This window comes from Glaciecola nitratireducens FR1064, assembly GCF_000226565.1.
GTDB classification, from domain to species: Bacteria; Pseudomonadota; Gammaproteobacteria; order Enterobacterales; family Alteromonadaceae; genus Glaciecola; species Glaciecola nitratireducens.
Window position 1 is genome coordinate 2,998,245 of sequence record NC_016041.1, and the last position, 16,885, is coordinate 3,015,129.

14 protein-coding genes are annotated in these 16,885 nt (G+C 43.1%); 3 read left to right on the top strand and 11 right to left on the bottom strand.

Translation table 11 applies throughout. From position 1 onward, the window contains the following. Positions 1–295 precede the first annotated feature (295 nt). Both GNIT_RS12870 and GNIT_RS12875 read left to right on the top strand, forming a co-directional pair. Positions 296–1,510, top strand: coding sequence for a dipeptidase (locus GNIT_RS12870; RefSeq protein WP_014109677.1), 1,215 nt, complete (start codon positions 296–298; stop codon positions 1,508–1,510). Between the two features lie 129 nt (positions 1,511–1,639). Further along, positions 1,640–1,921, top strand: a complete 282-nt coding sequence (locus GNIT_RS12875) for an RNA recognition motif domain-containing protein (RefSeq protein WP_041246428.1) — start codon at positions 1,640–1,642, stop codon at positions 1,919–1,921. Between the two features lie 45 nt (positions 1,922–1,966). Here GNIT_RS12875 and GNIT_RS12880 read toward each other — a convergent pair whose 3' ends face one another. The 3 genes from GNIT_RS12880 to GNIT_RS12890 all read right to left on the bottom strand — a co-directional run bounded on the left by GNIT_RS12880 (position 1,967) and on the right by GNIT_RS12890 (position 4,865). After that, complete coding sequence (locus GNIT_RS12880) at positions 1,967–2,833, bottom strand: HEAT repeat domain-containing protein (protein ID WP_014109679.1); 867 nt, start codon at positions 2,831–2,833, stop codon at positions 1,967–1,969. A 2-nt stretch (positions 2,834–2,835) separates the two neighbouring features. Beyond that, complete coding sequence (locus GNIT_RS12885; RefSeq protein WP_014109680.1) at positions 2,836–3,954, bottom strand: alpha/beta fold hydrolase; 1,119 nt, start codon at positions 3,952–3,954, stop codon at positions 2,836–2,838. Positions 3,955–4,115: 161 nt separating this feature from the next. Then, on the bottom strand, positions 4,116–4,865 hold the full coding sequence (locus tag GNIT_RS12890) for a glutathione peroxidase (protein WP_014109681.1): 750 nt from the start codon (positions 4,863–4,865) through the stop codon (positions 4,116–4,118). Positions 4,866–5,039: 174 nt separating this feature from the next. On the opposite strand from GNIT_RS12890, the gene GNIT_RS12895 reads away from it, so the two are divergent. Next, on the top strand, positions 5,040–5,720 hold the full coding sequence (locus GNIT_RS12895) for an AAA family ATPase (RefSeq protein WP_014109682.1): 681 nt from the start codon (positions 5,040–5,042) through the stop codon (positions 5,718–5,720). A gap of 54 nt (positions 5,721–5,774) precedes the next feature. Here the strand turns inward: GNIT_RS12895 and prsR are convergent, their stop codons facing one another. The 8 genes from prsR to pstB all read right to left on the bottom strand — a co-directional run bounded on the left by prsR (position 5,775) and on the right by pstB (position 16,862). Further along, positions 5,775–7,142 (bottom strand): PEP-CTERM-box response regulator transcription factor, encoded by a 1,368-nt coding sequence (gene prsR / locus GNIT_RS12900; protein ID WP_174268980.1) that lies wholly within the window; start codon positions 7,140–7,142, stop codon positions 5,775–5,777. An 11-nt stretch (positions 7,143–7,153) separates the two neighbouring features. Further along, the gene (gene prsK, locus GNIT_RS12905; protein ID WP_014109684.1) at positions 7,154–9,190 is read right to left on the bottom strand and encodes an XrtA/PEP-CTERM system histidine kinase PrsK; all 2,037 of its coding nucleotides are present in this window, start codon (positions 9,188–9,190) and stop codon (positions 7,154–7,156) included. Continuing rightward, the gene (locus GNIT_RS12910) at positions 9,190–10,314 is read right to left on the bottom strand and encodes a beta-ketoacyl-ACP synthase III (protein ID WP_014109685.1); all 1,125 of its coding nucleotides are present in this window, start codon (positions 10,312–10,314) and stop codon (positions 9,190–9,192) included. Before GNIT_RS12910 ends, prsK begins: the two co-directional genes overlap by 1 nt. Positions 10,315–10,875: 561 nt before the next feature. Then, on the bottom strand, positions 10,876–12,693 hold the full coding sequence (locus GNIT_RS12915; RefSeq protein WP_014109687.1) for a choice-of-anchor I family protein: 1,818 nt from the start codon (positions 12,691–12,693) through the stop codon (positions 10,876–10,878). Between the two features lie 204 nt (positions 12,694–12,897). After that, entirely contained in the window at positions 12,898–13,809 is a 912-nt protein-coding gene (locus GNIT_RS12920; protein WP_014109688.1) for a hydrogen peroxide-inducible genes activator, read from the bottom strand. A gap of 25 nt (positions 13,810–13,834) precedes the next feature. Then, positions 13,835–15,103 (bottom strand): inorganic phosphate transporter, encoded by a 1,269-nt coding sequence (locus tag GNIT_RS12925; RefSeq protein WP_014109689.1) that lies wholly within the window; start codon positions 15,101–15,103, stop codon positions 13,835–13,837. Between the two features lie 219 nt (positions 15,104–15,322). Then, complete coding sequence (gene phoU / locus GNIT_RS12930; protein WP_014109690.1) at positions 15,323–16,036, bottom strand: phosphate signaling complex protein PhoU; 714 nt, start codon at positions 16,034–16,036, stop codon at positions 15,323–15,325. A 19-nt stretch (positions 16,037–16,055) separates the two neighbouring features. After that, positions 16,056–16,862, bottom strand: coding sequence for a phosphate ABC transporter ATP-binding protein PstB (gene pstB, locus GNIT_RS12935; protein ID WP_014109691.1), 807 nt, complete (start codon positions 16,860–16,862; stop codon positions 16,056–16,058). Between the last annotated feature and the right edge of the window lie 23 nt (positions 16,863–16,885).

A 16,885-nucleotide genomic window follows, 5' to 3' on the forward strand; every position in this document is an offset into this window, starting at 1 on the left:
TTCATGACGATGAAAATTCGAATCTTACCCAAAGGATAAAGATGTTGATTATCGCTTAAACAAAATTAGAAGTCACTCTGTAACCTAATATTAACAAGTAAAATTAGGCTTTTTTTGTGTTAAGTTGCACAATACTTCACAGGTGACTGATATCGCCAACTTGAAAGCGTACAATTTTTATTCTAATTGTGATAATTAATCGTTTTCAGTAAAACAACAATTAAAAGCAAAAGAAATACACAAAAGTAACTGACTAAGAATACCTTTTAAAATAACTAATCCAAAAGGACTGCCAATGCGAAAACAATCCACCGCTATCTTGACGATACTGTCATCACTAATGCTAACTGCTTGCAATGCAACAGTCTCAGCACCAATTAACGAAACCAACGCTCAGGCAGCAAAACGAATCACGCAACAAAATATTATTGTTGATGGACATATAGATGTGCCCTACCGACTGCAAAATCAATGGGTAGACGTAACAAAAAGTACAGAAGATGGCGATTTTGATTACCCAAGAGCAGTCGAAGGAGGCTTAAATGCGCCTTTTATGTCCATCTACGTCCCTGCAAGCTTGGATAACTCCCCTGAGTCGACAGCTTTGGCACACAGGTTAATTGACTATGTTGAAGCCATTGTGGGCCGTGCTCCCGATAAATTTGCGTTGGCATATTCTGTGGCCGATGTAGAGCAAAATTTCAAAGATAATAAAATTTCGCTGCCGATGGGGATGGAAAACGGTTCCCCTGTGCAAGGTTCTCTCGACACCTTACGCATGTTTCATGAACGCGGAATACGATATATCACCTTGGCCCATAGCCAGAGCAACCACATTAGCGATTCCTCTTACGACCTGCGTAGGCAGTGGAAAGGCTTAAGTCCTTTCGGCAAGGAAATGGTGCTGGAAATGAACAAACTTGGCATCATCGTTGATATCTCACACGTATCAGACGCTGCATTTTATCAGGCAGTTGATATAAGCATAGCCCCTGTCATTGCGTCACATTCATCGTTACGAACGTTTACGCCTGGGTTTGAACGCAATATGAACGACGACATGATTAAAGCCTTAGCAAAAAACCAAGGCGTTATTATGATTAACTTCGGCTCAAGCTTTGTGAGCCCTGTAGCACGCTCATGGCGTGACAACCGAACGCAAAAAGCAGACGAATTAGCCAAAGTGTTTGGTAAAGATAGTCAAGAAGTTAAAGACTTTGAGGAAAAATATAACACTGAAAGTCCTTACCCATTTGCCACTCTTGAAATTGTGCTTGATCATATTGACCACGTGGTACAGTTAGTCGGGATTGACTATGTTGGTATCGGCTCTGATTACGATGGTGTGGGCGACTCATTGCCGATTAATCTCAAAGATGTTTCTGACTTTCCGAACTTGGTAGAAGGATTACTAGAGCGCGGGTATTCCGAAAACGACATTAAAAAGATCCTGAACGAAAACGTGCTGCGCGTATGGCGTGACGTTGAGGCGGTTGCGAAAGCAAATTAGCAACAACTGAAGTAAAGATAATCTGCACTGCCATCGGTTTATAAAACCTGAAGGCAGTGTTAACTTTAGTTGCAGCAAACTCGCCTTGTTAATGTATAATCGCGTAAATTAATTTAGAGGTATCTCGCAATGAAACTAATCGTACGAAATCTAGCACGAACTACAACCCAAGAGTCGCTTAACGCGCTTTTTACCGAGATTGGCTCAGTGCAATCTTGTAGTGTCGTGATGGATAAAGCGACGGGCAAATCGAAAGGATTTGCGTTTGTTGAAATGCCAAAAAATGGTGAAGCTAAAATAGCGATCGGTAAACTCAATAACATTGAACTTGACGGTGTTAAAATACGCGTCAAGAAAGCTGAACAACATGCAGGCGATGCAAGTAACAAAGACGAGAGCACTGACATTTAGCAGCACTCTTTTAGTATATCAAAGGCACTGCCTGCGATAATTTGCTTAAACAGCCTTGAGTATTTGAGGCTTACAAGCTTCGATTGCAAGCTGCAGCTGTGACTCAAAAAAGAAGTCATCCTCTAAATCCAAGGTTGCGGACAATTCTAATAAGCTAGAGTACAATCTTGGACTTGCTATTAGCTCAGCGGCCTCGACGCTCAAAATACTAACGTCTTCGTAAGTTTTCCATTCATTTAATAGCAGTTCTTGTGCTCTATGATCTTTTCTATTTGCCAGCCCGACTAATGCCTCACCTCTAATCTCGCTGTCATCGTCAGACGTGCCTTTCACTAGTGCTTCTCTTATTTCAGGTGTGTCCGTGTCTATTTGTGTGCCCAATCCAAACATCGCCCAATTTCTCGTCTCTGGATCATCATCGCAAGTTAACATTAACATCGTATCGATAGCTTCTTTCGAGGTGTGACCTAGCAATGCAAATACGACTCCGTTCCTAATTTCTGTACTAGGATTTTTTGCGAGTTCAATAACGTGAGTGATTGCTCTTGGATCAGAGCGATGACCAAGAGCAACACAAGCGCAATAAACAACACTATCAACTTTATCCTTTAGTGCCGATATGAGTAAACTGACACTCTCGTCTAAAAACGTTTCGTCGCGCCAGCCCAATTGGCCTAATATGTCGGCACCAACTGTCCGGTCGAGTGGATCGTCACTGCAGAGATAGGCTTTTCCTAGTCGAAATTCTTCTTCGCCACCTCGATAATGAACCAGAGCAAGGCTGTTATCCCAACTGCCCTCCCAACCGCTGTCTCGATATTCCTGCTCAATTGCTCGTCTGTACCTTTCGACGACAGAAATACTGGTTTCACTTTTATTTTCATACTTTAAGTCAAAGCGAACCTTTTTCAAGCCTAACTACCTTTTAACTGTTGAACAAAAAAATAATCTAACATTGCCATCATATTGTTAAATAAAGGATTAGGTTTTGGCACTGCGCAGCGTTCACTGATGTTGAGCTGCGTTTTATCTACTTTAAGACCAACCATCATCATAGGACTCACGACCAAATCCTGATGGCAGGTGTCATAAGAGCTATCAATGGTGAAAACCTGATGATCACCCTTAACCTTGCTCATTAGCGCCTCGACTCCGGAGTAAGGCGCTATAATGTCGGCAAGAGAGTGCGCAACAAAAATTGGCTTTGAAACGGTGCTACTGTCCAATAAATCACGCACTTCAAAAATAACATCCGCAAGCGTTAGTCCAGCGTAACCCGCTACCTCAGGATAACGATAAGGATGTGGGCCCGCGCTAACAAAATCACCGTCGACAATTTTAGCAATCCACTTCATTCCCCATATTTTGCCTAGATTCTCTGCGCTATCAGAGAGTGCCAGCGCAGCGGAAAACAACAACAGACCATCTACCTCTTCTGGATGCAGCAGCATGTATCGAGTTGCGAGTGTTCCCCCTGTTGAAAAACCACCAATGTAGTTTTTTTCTGAATAAGAGCTAACCAGCTCCATGATGCTATTAACATGCATGTACCAGCGTTGCTGTAAATTGGGATCGCGCATATCGCTCGCTGCATTCAATTTGCCGTGGCCCGGATTAAGCGGAGCGACTACTGTAAAGCCCATACTATTCAAATGTTCCGCCACTCCACGCACCGAAAATGGCGAGTCTGATAGACCATGAAAGAGCACTACGATCGGGGCGCGCTGCCGTTTACCGGTTTGACTAGGCGTGCCTTTCGAATACAGAATAAATGGAGAATTGCCTTCATTTCGCAGTGCCGGTGAACACACTTTGTATTCATACAAGCCTACACTGTCTTCACAAGGTTTGACGCTTCCCAATTCTGTTTGATAGAGAGTCGAAAAATCTTCAAAAAGCTGCACCGGCAAAGCAAGTCGGCTACCTTCAGGCTCTTGCGCTTGAACAGCAGTATTCCAAAAGCCTACAAATACAATAAAGATTATGGCTTTAATATGGTTAAAACTCGTCATTTTCGCGATACTAAATCCCATCAAATATTATTCCTGTCTATGCATTTTTTAATTCTAGCTGGGTTTATGCTAAATACTATGTTGCGGAGTCTACGGCATTTTATCCTCTGCAAAAACAAAAAAGGCACAGTCTTTAAACATGTGCCTTGAAATAAATAGGTTTTGCTAATCAGTGAGTCGAGCTAGACGCTCTTTAGATAAGCTTCAAGTTCTTCAGAGCCGCCAATATGCTTACCGCCAATAAATATCTGTGGAACCGTATCACGACCAGACACTGCCTTTAATGAAGCAAGCGTCGCTTGAGTTCCTAGCACGATCTCTTCAAAGTCATATCCTGAATCTTTAAGCATGACTTTAGCCTTAGCACAGAACGGACAACCTGGCTTAGTAAACAGTGACACTTCTTCTGGTGCTTTTGCTCCTGGTGAAAGGTAGGCAAGCATAGTATCAGCGTCAGACACCTCAAATGGGTCACCCGGTATATTCGGCTCGATAAACATTTTTTCTACCACGCCATCATCAACTACCATGGAATAGCGCCAGCTTCTTTTACCAAAGCCAATGTCGCCTTTATCCACTAGCATTTCCATACCATGAGTAAATTCACCGTTACCATCTGGAATAACCGTAATGTTTTCAGCTTCTTGGTCAGCAAGCCACGCATTCATAACGAATGTATCATTGACCGACATACAACAGACTTCGTCGATGCCTAGCTTCTTGAAGGTGCTAGCTAATTGATTATAACGCGGTAAATGGGTAGATGAGCATGTCGGGGTAAAAGCGCCTGGAAGAGAGAATAAGATAACCCTCCTACCGCTGAAGATTTCTTTTGACGACATTTTCTTCCATTCGTCTCCACTCCTCACAGGCCAAGTGACGTCGGGGACTTTCTTGCCTTCTTGATTCGGTAAACTTGTTGGTTGAGCCATATTATTCCTCTACTTAGGGTATTGAGTTACATCCGTGAATATTAATAGATATTCACAATAAAGCCAGTAAAGGTGTAACTTTTAATAGGCCGATATCACATAAGTAAGTAGGTATAGGATAATTTTGTTGGTTAACAAAGTATTAACCTTAATACTATTTGGGAAGGATGAACTATGATAATTTTAGTCGGTGGTGAAAAAGGCGGTAGCGGTAAAAGCTGTATTGCGCAAAACTTAGCTGCTTTTTTAGCCGTGGAAAAAGTGGCAACAGTGTTGCTAGTAGACTGCGACACACAGGGAACAACGGCTGATTGGATTAAGTTGAGAAATAATAATCTGAATGCTCTCCCAATTGATTGTGTGCAGCTAAATGGCAAAATTCGAAATCATTTGCTGGGTTATAATAGCCAGTATCAGTATGTGATTGTTGACTGTGGCGCACAGGATATGTTGGCTTTGCGCTCGACACTGTCTACTGCTGATGTCGCTCTCTTACCGATGCGCCCTAAACGTCGAGACTTAAAAACACTCATTCATTTAGATGAAATGGTGCAGAGCTGTAAAATGGTGAATCAGCAGTTGGAAGCGCTCATTGTGTTTACCCAATGCCCTTCTCAGCCAAACCAGCAGTCTCGAGTTGAAGAAGCGAAACAAAGCGCAAGTTTGTACGATATTCCGATTGCAAAACAGGTGCTGCACGAGCGCCATATCTACGATGACAGCGAAGAATCAGGGCGATCCGTACTCGAGTGCGAGCCAAAAGGCAAAGCAGCAGATGAGCTTCGCAGCCTGTTTACTGATATTGTTCGATATGAACACGCAGAATCACAAGACTCACGAGTTCACTACGCATAATCCTCAAGTAAAAATATTGAGCAAACACCATGGTTTTTGCTCAAATAATATGACTTATCCTTGGGTGTGTGTTTTCAAATCTTCCAAGTGATATTTATCAATTAGCGAGTAAAGTGTGGGTCTTGTAACGCCCAACAGCTCTGCCGCTTTAGAAATATTTTGTTCTGACTGATTGTAAGCTCGGCGAATAGCTTTACTCTCGGCTTGCTCCCGCACCTCACGAAGGTTTAGCACCATCGGTTCTGATTCTTTCGCTTTAATCATGAGACCAAGATCGTCGGCATTGATGACTGTACCCTCGGCTAGCACCACGGCTGACTTCAATTTATTTTGCAACTCTCGAATATTACCGGGCCAAGAATGGCTCAACATGGCGTCAACGGCTTCATCACTAAAGCCTTTTGTTTTAGTGCCATACTCCTCTTTGTATTGGTTCAAAAAGGTTTTTGCTAACAACACGACATCCTCATCGCGATCACGCAATGGTGGAATAGAAATAATGATTTCCCCGACCCTGTAAAATAAATCCTCTCGGAAGGTTTCTTCTTTTACCATGTTTTGCAAGTCGCGATGTGTAGCACAAACAACCCGAATATCTACGGCTATCTCGCTTCTGCCGCCAACTCGTTCGATAACACGCTCTTGCAAGAATCGAAGCATTTTAGCCTGCAGACCCAAAGGCATATCTCCAATCTCGTCGAGAAATAGCGTGCCGCCTTGAGCCGTTTCAATTTTACCTAAGGTTGTTTTATTTGCGCCAGTAAAGGCTCCTTTTTCGTAGCCAAACAGCTCACTCTCAAGCAAGTTTTCAGGAATTGATGCACAGTTAATTGCTACAAAAGGCTTTGCTTTGCGGTGGCTATGCTCATGAATACTTCTAGCGAATACTTCTTTACCCGTGCCACTTTCCCCTAATAAAAGGGCGGTAATATCGGTAAGTGCAATTTTTTCTGCTTTACGGCTGATGGATTGGATCGCTTCACTGTTTCCGATGATGCGCCCCATAGAAGGACTAGACAGCGTTAACAGTCGATTCTCATTCTCTAATTCAGCTAATTTCAATGCTCGCTTTATCAATATATTGATGGTGTCTGAATCAATGGGCTTCTGATAAAAATCGTAAGCTCCCATGTCGATAGCTTTAAGCGCGTTCTCTTTTTCATTGTTTCCAGTTACCACAATAACTTTGGTGCGCGGTGCCAATGCCATAATTTCTTGCAAAGTTTTCAAGCCTTCAGAGGCATTAGCAGGATCGGGTGGTAAGCCTAAATCAAGCGTAACAACGGTGGGTTCGAATCGTCTAAGTTGGGCTATTGCCGAACTGCGGTCACCCGCAAAAACTGTATCGAATTCAGATAATGCCCATTTTAATTGCTTTTGAATACCTAAGTCATCATCAACTACTAATACTTTATCCATCATAACGCCTTGTGTTAATCCATCACGGGAATACTTAACGTAAATACCGTTCCTTGGTCAATTTCACTTTCAACGGAAATCACACCGCCAATCTCTTCGATGTAGTTCTTAGCATCGTAAGCGCCAATACCCATCCCCGCGTTGCCTTTGGTGGTATCAAAAGGTTTAAACAAGCGAGTTTCTATGAACTCTGCCGACATCCCCTCGCCCGTGTCGATAACCTTAACGACAATAAAGTCTTGCTCGTTCACGGTTGTCAATGATGCCTGAATTTTGACTTCACCATTATCAGCGGTTGCTTGTTGTGCATTGCTAATAAGATGATACATGACATTAGCAAACTTTTCGGCATCTATTTGCACTAATAACGCTGACTCGCTCTCAACTATCGGCAGCGGTTTAAAGCCTTGGCAACGTTGTTCAACAACGCTTGTCAAAATAGCCGCAACGTCGGTCTGAAGTTGACGTTGGCGTTCACTGGTCTTCTTTTCCGTTAGTTGCTTAAGCATCTTGTCCATCCTGCTTTTAGTATGCTCAAGTGTCTCAAAGGTATCGTCTATGAACTCTGGGTTAGATTTATGCTGTTGAGCGTTCGCCAGAATGAGATCAATTTGCGCCATTACGTTTTTTAAGTCATGTAGTACGAAAGCGGACATTCGACTGAAGGCTGCAAATTGTGCATTCTCAGCTAATGCATGAGCACCTTCAAACTGGAAGATATAGTTAGAAAGCTGAGCCGTTACTGCATTAATATAGTCGCGCAATTCCCAATTTAGTGACTTTACGTGGTCGCTTTCTGCATCAAGGAGTGCCATTCCCCATAATTTCTCATGCCTAAAGATCGGAACTATTAGCTGATAATCAAATGATTCCATAAAATATGTTTTATCTTCGAGCTCTTCGTATTGATGCGGTTTAACGCGAAGCTCACCGATATCGATTATCCACGCTTTTTGATCAAAAAATGACTGCAAAATATCTACTTTTGCGAGATCGTAGTCTCGCCTGTCTGCAACGTTAATTGCCGAAACTTGCTGCCACCCATTTTTGTTCAGTTTCAATAGTACGCCACTCTCATACTCTACCGCCTGAAGCATTCCATTCAGCGACATTTGATACGCGTCAGTTAAACTATCTTGCTGTTCACTTAATATATTGGTGAGTTTCACCCACTCAACTCGATAGTCAAACTGGTTTGCGTAGAAGTGTTTAGTTATAAATACCTTTATTTTGGTACGAAAATTATGCGACAAAAATAGGCTAACTAATAAAAGCAAGGAGACGCCGACAAGCACAAACTGCAGTGGGTAACTCCAAGAGCCACCTAAGAACTTAACTAAATAGCCAACCAATGCCATTAAAAACAAATAACCACCAGCGACCAACAACAGCGTGCTGTGCAACACAACATCTCGGCTCACGAAAATGGCAACGCCCCAATAGCTAATGCGTCGAATTGCAAGGATCAAAAACGGCAGCAGCGCGACGTAAATGTAACCTCGGGCATACACGTAGTTTTCACCAATTTGATTAATCATTGTCGCATTTGCGTAGGTTACAAAATCGAACAAACTCAGAGCACCTAAAAATAGTACTAGAGGTTTATACGCCCACTTCTGTTCACCAGACTGGCGATACACTAATTCCAGCACAATAAGCATCTGCAGGGCAATTAAGGTATGTAATGAATACTGCCATAAATAAGGCAGTGCTGAGCTTGCACCAGCGATAACGGCCACTGTCGGTAAAACTAACAGCGACAGACTAGTAGGACGCAGAATAATTTCTTTAAACGAGCTAAAATCGGACCGCAAGCAAGCTGCTAGAAACAGCATCCATATCCACTGGCGCAGGGCATCAGCGGTAAAAAAATGACTGATGTGTGTTTGCCAACCTAACAGGCTTATGTTACTTGCTGCCCACAAGCAGGTCGTCAGGGTGGCCGCTATTAAAAGGTATTTGGCAATACCGGATTTACGTCCTGTAAAAAGCAACAGCAACAGAGCAAAGTACCCTAGTGCTGCAATTGCATATCCTAAGTCGGCGAACATTATCGTTTTTGTACTAACAAGCTACCGATCGAATAGCCAGCCCCAAATGAACAAAGAATGCCGTAATCACCTTTCGCTAAATCTTCATTGTGCAAGTTAAAGGCAATGACCGAACCCGCTGAAGCGGTATTTGCATAACGGTCGAGTACAATTGGCGCTTCTTCGCGAGTTGCTTCACGTCCCAACAAACGCTTGCTAATTAGCGTGTTCATGTTGATATTTGCTTGGTGTAACCACCAACGTGTTAGATTTTCAGGAAGTAAATCGTGTTTAGCCAAGTGCTCTCTAATGTGTTCAGCAGCCAATGGACAAACATCTTTGAATACTTTTCGCCCTTCTTGATGAAACAGCTTATCAGCACCATAGGGGTCAGTATCATTTGCACGATTCAAGTAACCGTGATTTGAACGAATATTACTAGAAAACTGAGTGAATGCTTTAGTCGAAAGCACGTTGAATGCATTCTCACTAGTGACTGTTTCTTCGGACTCTAAAATAATAGCGGTCGCAACATCGCCAAAAATAAAGTGGCTGTCACGGTCGGTATAATTAATTTGCGGAGATACCAATTCGGGATTTATTACTAATACCGTTTTGGCTGTTTCAGCCTTGATCATTTCATATGCGCGATGCATACCAAAGGTTGCTGCAGAGCATGCAACAAGCATGTCAAACCCAAAGCCCTCTATACCCAACTCAGCCTGAACTTCAATAGCAATAGCCGGATATGAGCGCTGCAAATAAGCACAAGACACAATAACAGCGTCAATATCTTCCGCTGTTTTGTTAGCTGCCTTCATGGCCTTTTTCGCGGCTTCAACAGCAATCTCAGCCTGATTTGAAATTTGCTCGTCATTGCGCTCAGCAATTACGGGACGCATTCGATTAATATCTAATACGCCTTCTTTTTCATAAATATAACGGCTTTTGATACCTGAAGCTTTTTCAACAAACTCGGCGCTTGAATGTGGCTTGGCACTAATCTCGCCGGCATCTATTTTCTCTGCATTTTCAGCATTGAATTTGTCCGCGTAATCATTATAGCTATCAATTAGCTCTTCATTAGAAATACTGTGCTGCGGTGTCCACAGTCCGGTACCACTAATAACCACTTGTCGTGTCATGTGCTCAACCTTTTATTTTTTTGCGTTAGCTTAGCGCTTTATTACATTTTTGTCATTATTGCATAAACTAAATTGAATACAACGGATGCATTGCGTGTATGTGCATTTCGTCGAACGCTTCCTTGCGAAAATATAAGCGTTCCTGGCATACAAGAGGAGTTCGCCGGGTTTGCACCATATGTATCCATGCCATCGTGCAAGGTTCTTCGGTTTGGCATCGCTTGTATCCGTGTCATCGTCCATCGTTCTTCGGTTTGGCACCGCAATCATTCCCTTTAAGCCTGCCGCTAGAAAGTCGCTCGAGCACATCCATGTGGCGCTTGGCAATCGGCGTCCTGCCGATTGACACTTTCTAGCGGCAGGCTTAAAGGGAATGCTTGCTATGTTGTAGGTTTCACTTGTGTCGATGTTTTTAGGTGGAGGATAAGCCGCGTATATTAGGAGATCTTACCAGTGATTATGACTTACTGGGGCAGACCGCAGAAGATATGTAGAGTTAGATATTTGGACAAAAAAAAGCGCAAACGCCGAAGGCGGTTGCGCTTTATTAGCTTTTATTACTTAGTTGGGTGTTACTTGAAACACGCTAACCGTGCCGCTAACTTCGTTACCTACGATAATTAACGCTTCGCCTGTTGCACTGTCTTCAGCTGGAACAAAAACGATGCTTTCTGGGGCAAGGTCGCCAATCACGTCGTTTGCAGTGCTGCCTTCAGTTAAATCGCGATTAATGATGTAGTCAGCAAAAAATGCTTCAAACGGGTTAGTCACGTCATATACAAAAATGCCGCTCATTCTCTCTGCGCCGATGAACGCGTATGTGCGCGCGCCAATAGTGCCTACTGTAAGCGCTTCAGGCTCTGGGCCTTTGTTTTCTGAACGAGAGTCACCTTCGTTTACGTCATTGTCATTATTGAACTGAGCGCCATGTACCGATGCAGTAATCCGTTCTAGGTCATCAGCTGAGTCAAATACTACGAGGCCGTTCTGGTCCCATATAGTAAATGAGCGAGCGCCGTAAGTGTAGGCTGATTCGTATTCACCATTGCCGTCTGCATCACCTAGTTCCTTAGTTACTCGCAGGCCGTTTAAGCGGCCGTCCATTTGTAAGGTTTCAAGTGCAGAACCTGCTTGTGCCGTTAGGTCTTCTAACTTCACTTCGTCAGAATAAGACAAGCAACCTGCTTCAGCGTCATATGACTGACCCATTGCTGTTGTGCAGGCCTCTTCGTCAGCAACGTCAAAGAAGTACTCTCTTGCATCGCCTTCATTAGCGGTGACTAGAAACGTAGCGCCTTTCCACTCGTAGTTTGCAATGCTATCTGGCATATAAACGCCGTTTAAACCTTCATATTTAGCAAAGCTTACAGCACCGTTTTCTTGTCCGTCAAAATTTAAACCTGACCAACTCTTGCTGCCTAAACCAATAACTTGTACGGACAGATCTTCAAGATCTAATATGGCTAAGCCATTATTTTCTTGCAACGTGACATACGCTTTGCCGATGGCCGTTGAAACATATTCCGGTTCGAGGTCTTGAGCAACTGTCGTAGTTATTGCATTACCGTTTATAGTCAAGCCGTCTGGATTTGGAAAGTGCATACCTTGCGCTTCTAATTCAGCCTGAGTTCCATTGAGGCTAGTAAATGTAACGGTGTCTGCGGTTTCTTCTGGTTCACCATTAGCAAGAATATCGATAACAGATAATGTGCCTTCAGGGTCAATTGAATAGTCGCCGTTGGGCTCACCTTCATTTGCCACAACTAGCTTTCCACCATCTGGTGTAAACGCGATTGAATCTGGCAATGCGCCCACTTCTACACTATCTAAAAATGCCGGTGCACTATTTGCTAAACCGTTATAAAACAGGATAAAGCCGTTGTCTGTTTTTGTCGCGGCTGGAACCGCTACAGCTAACAAATCACCAGAAATTGCAATACTCGTAACCTTACCTAGCGGAACCGTGCCGGCTGTAGCAGGTAAATTAATCGATGCCACAGTCAAATTAATGGAGTTGATCGGATTGGTGAGGTCTGCGGATGTAATAGAGCCGGCTGCAATAATTGCAATACTGTTTGTAGCAGAATTAGTTGCGTAAATGGTCTGACTTTCTTTGTGATATTGAACAATTTCAGCTGAACCTTGAGCGCCTAGAAATGCTCTAGCAACTAGAGAAAGCGTCACACCGGTCGAAGCGTCTTGACCACTTTGACCGTCCTGGCCGTCTTGGCCATCGGCACCATCAGCACCTGGCTCGCCTTGTGGACCTTGAGAGCCCGCTTCGCCGACGACACCATCATCACCATCTAAGCCACATCCTGTCAGTACAAAACCCATAGCAATCGCTAGTAGGCTAATTTTAAATTTTGACTGTAACATTTATTGTTCCCTCAAATTTCTATTATATTAAAGACGATACCACTAAATAGATTGTCTGTTCAATAACAACCTAGCATGATTAAAGTCGTGCTCTTAACAAGAGCATTTTGGCAAATCATCATGACAATCTTATGACGGCCTAATTAAGCTCTAATGACATGCACCAAACATATGTTCTACACGAATCAACACGAACTTTTCTAGTTAAAAAATATCAATCGGCTGCGGCAGCAAAGGCGCCACCATTTTACCGATGTGCCTAAACAATTGAATTCGCGTTGTTCCGTTGCGCCATGCGAGTCCGATATCTCTAAAAGCGTTGTCTTCAGCCGGCAAGCTAACAACGTTTGTAGCATTCAGTATATTTTTTTGCAATGCCATTTCGGGTAGAAATGTGTAGCCCATTTCGCAATTAACCAGTGATACGAGCGTATGTAAACTATTTGCAGTTAGCGAGTTCACTTGCTCTTTGTGCTTCAAACCACAGGCACTGACAGCATGATCCGTCAAACAATGCTCTTTTTGCAGTAAAAAGATACTGTCCTTTGGAAGAGAATCAACTGACGGCGCTACTTTTAGGTCAATGGCACTGTTCTTGTGTGCTATCAAATGAAATGGGTCATGCCCCAAAATGAGCTGACGACAACCTGGTGTTTGCATTGGAAGTGCGAGAATAAGCAAATCGAGTTCGCCATCCCCTAAACTGCCGAGTAAATTGTCGGTAGTATCTTCACGTAACTGCAAGTTGATATTGGGTAAATTCGCATGGATTGTTTTAATCAAGCCCTCAAATAGGAAGGGTGCAATTGTTGGTATGACACCAATCCTCAATGTACCTGACTTCCAATCCCCCGCCGACTCTGCAAACTCGATCCATTCGTGTGTTTGACTGAGCAGCAATTTGCTTTTTTCAACCAGTGCTTCACCAAAATCAGTAAACACAAAATTTTTGTGCTCTCGCTCGAGCAGCTGCTGACCGATGCTGTCTTCAAGATTCTGCACAGCAGCGCTTAATGTTGACTGACTAACATTGCATTTTTCTGCGGCACGAAGAAAGTGCTGCTCTTTATGCAGCACTGTGAGGTAATAAAGGTGTTTTAAGTTGGGTAGTTTCATTCGGGAAGTTTATACCAATTGAAAACTATACACCAAAGGCAAATGTTAAAATAAAGAAGAAAGAAATTGATAATAAGGCGCCAGCAGGCAGCGTTACGACCCAAGACACAATAATACTGCGGATAACTCTTCCGTTTAATGCAGCGACACCTTGTACAATACCTACACCCAACACTGCACCTACGAGTGTTTGTGTCGTAGATATGGGAAGGCCCGTGCCTGATGCAATCAATACCGTTGTGGCCGCGGCTAACTCAGCAGCGAAGCCTTTACTCGGCGTCAAGTGTGTAATTCCTTGACCTATCGTTTTCATGACGCGATGGCCAAACAGTGCCAAACCCGCCACGATACCTAAACCACCAAGCGGTAAAATCCACCATGCTAATGCGGCATTACTCAAAATTTCGCCATTATTGCCAACAACGCTAACAACAGCAGCCAAAGGACCAATTGCGTTTGCTACATCGTTCGAACCGTGAGCAAATGCCATACAGCAGGCAGTAAGTACCATTAGAATAGCAAATATTTTTTCAACGCTTATGGTTTGTTCTTCAGTAGTTGCTGCTTTTTCAACGTGTAGACGGCGTATTAAAACCATACCGATCAAGCCCACTACTACACCGATGGCAACAGCTAACATGTAGCCCTGCTCTGTTGGCAATCCTAGACCAACATGTTTAAGACCTTTTTTAATGGTCACTAACGACATAATGAAACCAGCAAGCCCCATGTAGATAGGCACATATTTAACAGCATAGATCAGCGGTGTTGTGCGCTCTAAAATGAGTTTTTTGGCGCTAATAAATATCAGTATGGCGATGATACCTGAGATTGCTGGCGTCACTACCCAGCTGCCCACAATGCCACCCACTTTGCTCCATGCGACAGCTTCTGGACTGACACCTACAGCGGTAAAGCCGACAATAGCACCGATGATGGAGTGAGTGGTGGACACTGGCCATCCAAAGTAAGATGCGACAGCTAACCAGATACCCGCCGCGAGTAGCGAGGCTATCATCCCTAAGACCAAGTATTCAGGAATATCAGTAAAATAAGCAACATCAATTATGCCTTTTCGGATAGTCGATGTGACTTCTCCACCAGCAAGATAAGCGCCTGCAAATTCAAAAATCATTGCGATAATGATAGCTTGTTTAAGCGTAATTGCTTTTGAACCTACAGAGGTGCCCATTGCATTTGCAACATCATTTGCACCTATGCCCCAAGCCATAAAAAAGCCGACAACTGCCGCCATAAGTACTAGTAGCAAACCGTAACTGGTGATTATATCCATAATATTAAAAAGCCTAGAGGTGAGGTTTTTATCGATGATTTTATTGTGAACAAGCCTGTATTGCTTGAACTTCGCACTAAGCGTCCGAAAATAAAATTGTAAGGGAAATTAAAAATCATAGTTGTGATTCATGATTAAGACGCGGCTATGTTACAACATGCGAGAATGATCGCAAGCGTACAAAAGTATAAAAATTTAGAAAATCGATTATTTGTTTCATTATTTCATTAATTTTTTAACGACTTTTTTCATCGAAGAATGCCGAACATCTTTACCGTAGGTAAGAAAGAGTATGTATTCACACAAGTTTTTACAGCGATCTCCAATTCGTTCCAATGACCTAATTGCCCAAAGTACATCAAACCAAGTTTGCATTTCTGTCGGATCATTTTGCATTTCAATTGCCGTTTGTTTGAGCAATGCTTTATGTTTTTTATCTATATTGTCGTCTTGTTCATAAACGGCAATCGCCGACTTCTCATCTTGGCGGGCAAATGCATCGAACGTTCCGCGCATCATAAAAACGACTTTCTCAGCAATCATCAGTAAACCGCTGAGGACCACATCGGAAGGAGGCAATCTATCTTTAGTGACCAGTTTGGCGATGCGACATATTTCGTCACCAATCCGTTCAATATCAGTCGTGGCTCGAGAAACTGTCATGATTAACCTAAGGTCGCTAGCGGTTGGATTTCGTTTAGCGATAATCCGCATGCACTCGTCGTCTATCTGCACTTCCATCGAATTAACTTTTAAATCGTTTAGCAGGACTCGCTCAGCCAAACTCGCATTGTTTTCACGGATCGCAGTAATCGTATCAATTAACTGTTGCTCAACTTCCCCTCCCATAGTCAAAACAGAGTTGGTCAGGTTCTCAAGCTCTTGGTTGAACTTGCCCGATATGTGCGTATTTAACTCTAAATGTCGCTTCATGAATTAATGCGTTCCTTAACTAACCATAGCGGCCGGTTATATAGTCTTCAGTTTGTTTTTTATCTGGCATGGTAAATAACGAATCGCTATCGGAATATTCGATAAGCTCGCCTTGATGCAGAAACGCAGCATAATCAGAAACCCGCGCCGCTTGCTGCATGTTGTGTGTAACAATAATCACTGTTGTTGTCTTTTTGAGTTGATTAATAAGTTCTTCGATATGCAAAGTGGTCAGCGGATCAAGCGCCGATGTCGGTTCATCAAGTAACAGCACTTCAGGTTTCAGTGCGAGTGCTCTTGCAATAACTAAACGCTGCTGCTGGCCACCTGAGAGCAAAAGTGCTGAATCAAACAAACGGTCTTTTACTTCGTCCCACAGTGCCGCATTGCGCAGAGAACGTTCAACAATGTCATCAAGCATTCTGCGTTCAGTTTTGCCTTGAATTCGAAGTCCAAAACACACATTTTCATATATGCTCATTGGGAATGGATTTGGTCGTTGGAAAACCATCCCAACTGTCGTGCGCAACTTGGCGACATTTTCCTTCTTATTGTAAATGTCACGCCCGTCTAACAATACTTCGCCACTAAAAGCATACTTTTGATTGAGTTCGTTCATTCGATTTAAACTGCTCAACAGGGTTGATTTGCCGCAGCCACTTTGCCCGATCATTGCCGTGATTTTATTTTTCGGAATGCACATATTGATCTTGTTCAATACGAGACTGTCATTTAACCACACGCTGAAATCCTGCACTTTGATGGCTGTTTGCTCATCGGTAAGATCATCAAGAGACAGAGTTTCAGTTTCAAAGAGTTTTAACATGGGCGTTGTTTACTATTCCTGTG

What these genes read in the sequence shown, in the direction of transcription:
- GNIT_RS12925 (WP_014109689.1), bottom strand. Translation starts at nt 15,103, where the DNA reads ATGGATATAATCACCAGTTACGGTTTGCTACTAGTACTTATGGCGGCA.
- GNIT_RS12890 (WP_014109681.1), bottom strand. Translation starts at nt 4,865, where the DNA reads ATGGCTCAACCAACAAGTTTACCGAATCAAGAAGGCAAGAAAGTCCCC.
- GNIT_RS12895 (WP_014109682.1), top strand. Translation starts at nt 5,040, where the DNA reads ATGATAATTTTAGTCGGTGGTGAAAAAGGCGGTAGCGGTAAAAGCTGT.
- pstB (WP_014109691.1), bottom strand. Translation starts at nt 16,862, where the DNA reads ATGTTAAAACTCTTTGAAACTGAAACTCTGTCTCTTGATGATCTTACC.
- prsR (WP_174268980.1), bottom strand. Translation starts at nt 7,142, where the DNA reads ATGATGGATAAAGTATTAGTAGTTGATGATGACTTAGGTATTCAAAAG.
- prsK (WP_014109684.1), bottom strand. Translation starts at nt 9,190, where the DNA reads ATGTTCGCCGACTTAGGATATGCAATTGCAGCACTAGGGTACTTTGCT.
- GNIT_RS12875 (WP_041246428.1), top strand. Translation starts at nt 1,640, where the DNA reads ATGAAACTAATCGTACGAAATCTAGCACGAACTACAACCCAAGAGTCG.
- GNIT_RS12915 (WP_014109687.1), bottom strand. Translation starts at nt 12,693, where the DNA reads ATGTTACAGTCAAAATTTAAAATTAGCCTACTAGCGATTGCTATGGGT.
- GNIT_RS12910 (WP_014109685.1), bottom strand. Translation starts at nt 10,314, where the DNA reads ATGACACGACAAGTGGTTATTAGTGGTACCGGACTGTGGACACCGCAG.
- GNIT_RS12920 (WP_014109688.1), bottom strand. Translation starts at nt 13,809, where the DNA reads ATGAAACTACCCAACTTAAAACACCTTTATTACCTCACAGTGCTGCAT.
- GNIT_RS12885 (WP_014109680.1), bottom strand. Translation starts at nt 3,954, where the DNA reads ATGGGATTTAGTATCGCGAAAATGACGAGTTTTAACCATATTAAAGCC.
- GNIT_RS12870 (WP_014109677.1), top strand. Translation starts at nt 296, where the DNA reads ATGCGAAAACAATCCACCGCTATCTTGACGATACTGTCATCACTAATG.
- phoU (WP_014109690.1), bottom strand. Translation starts at nt 16,036, where the DNA reads ATGAAGCGACATTTAGAGTTAAATACGCACATATCGGGCAAGTTCAAC.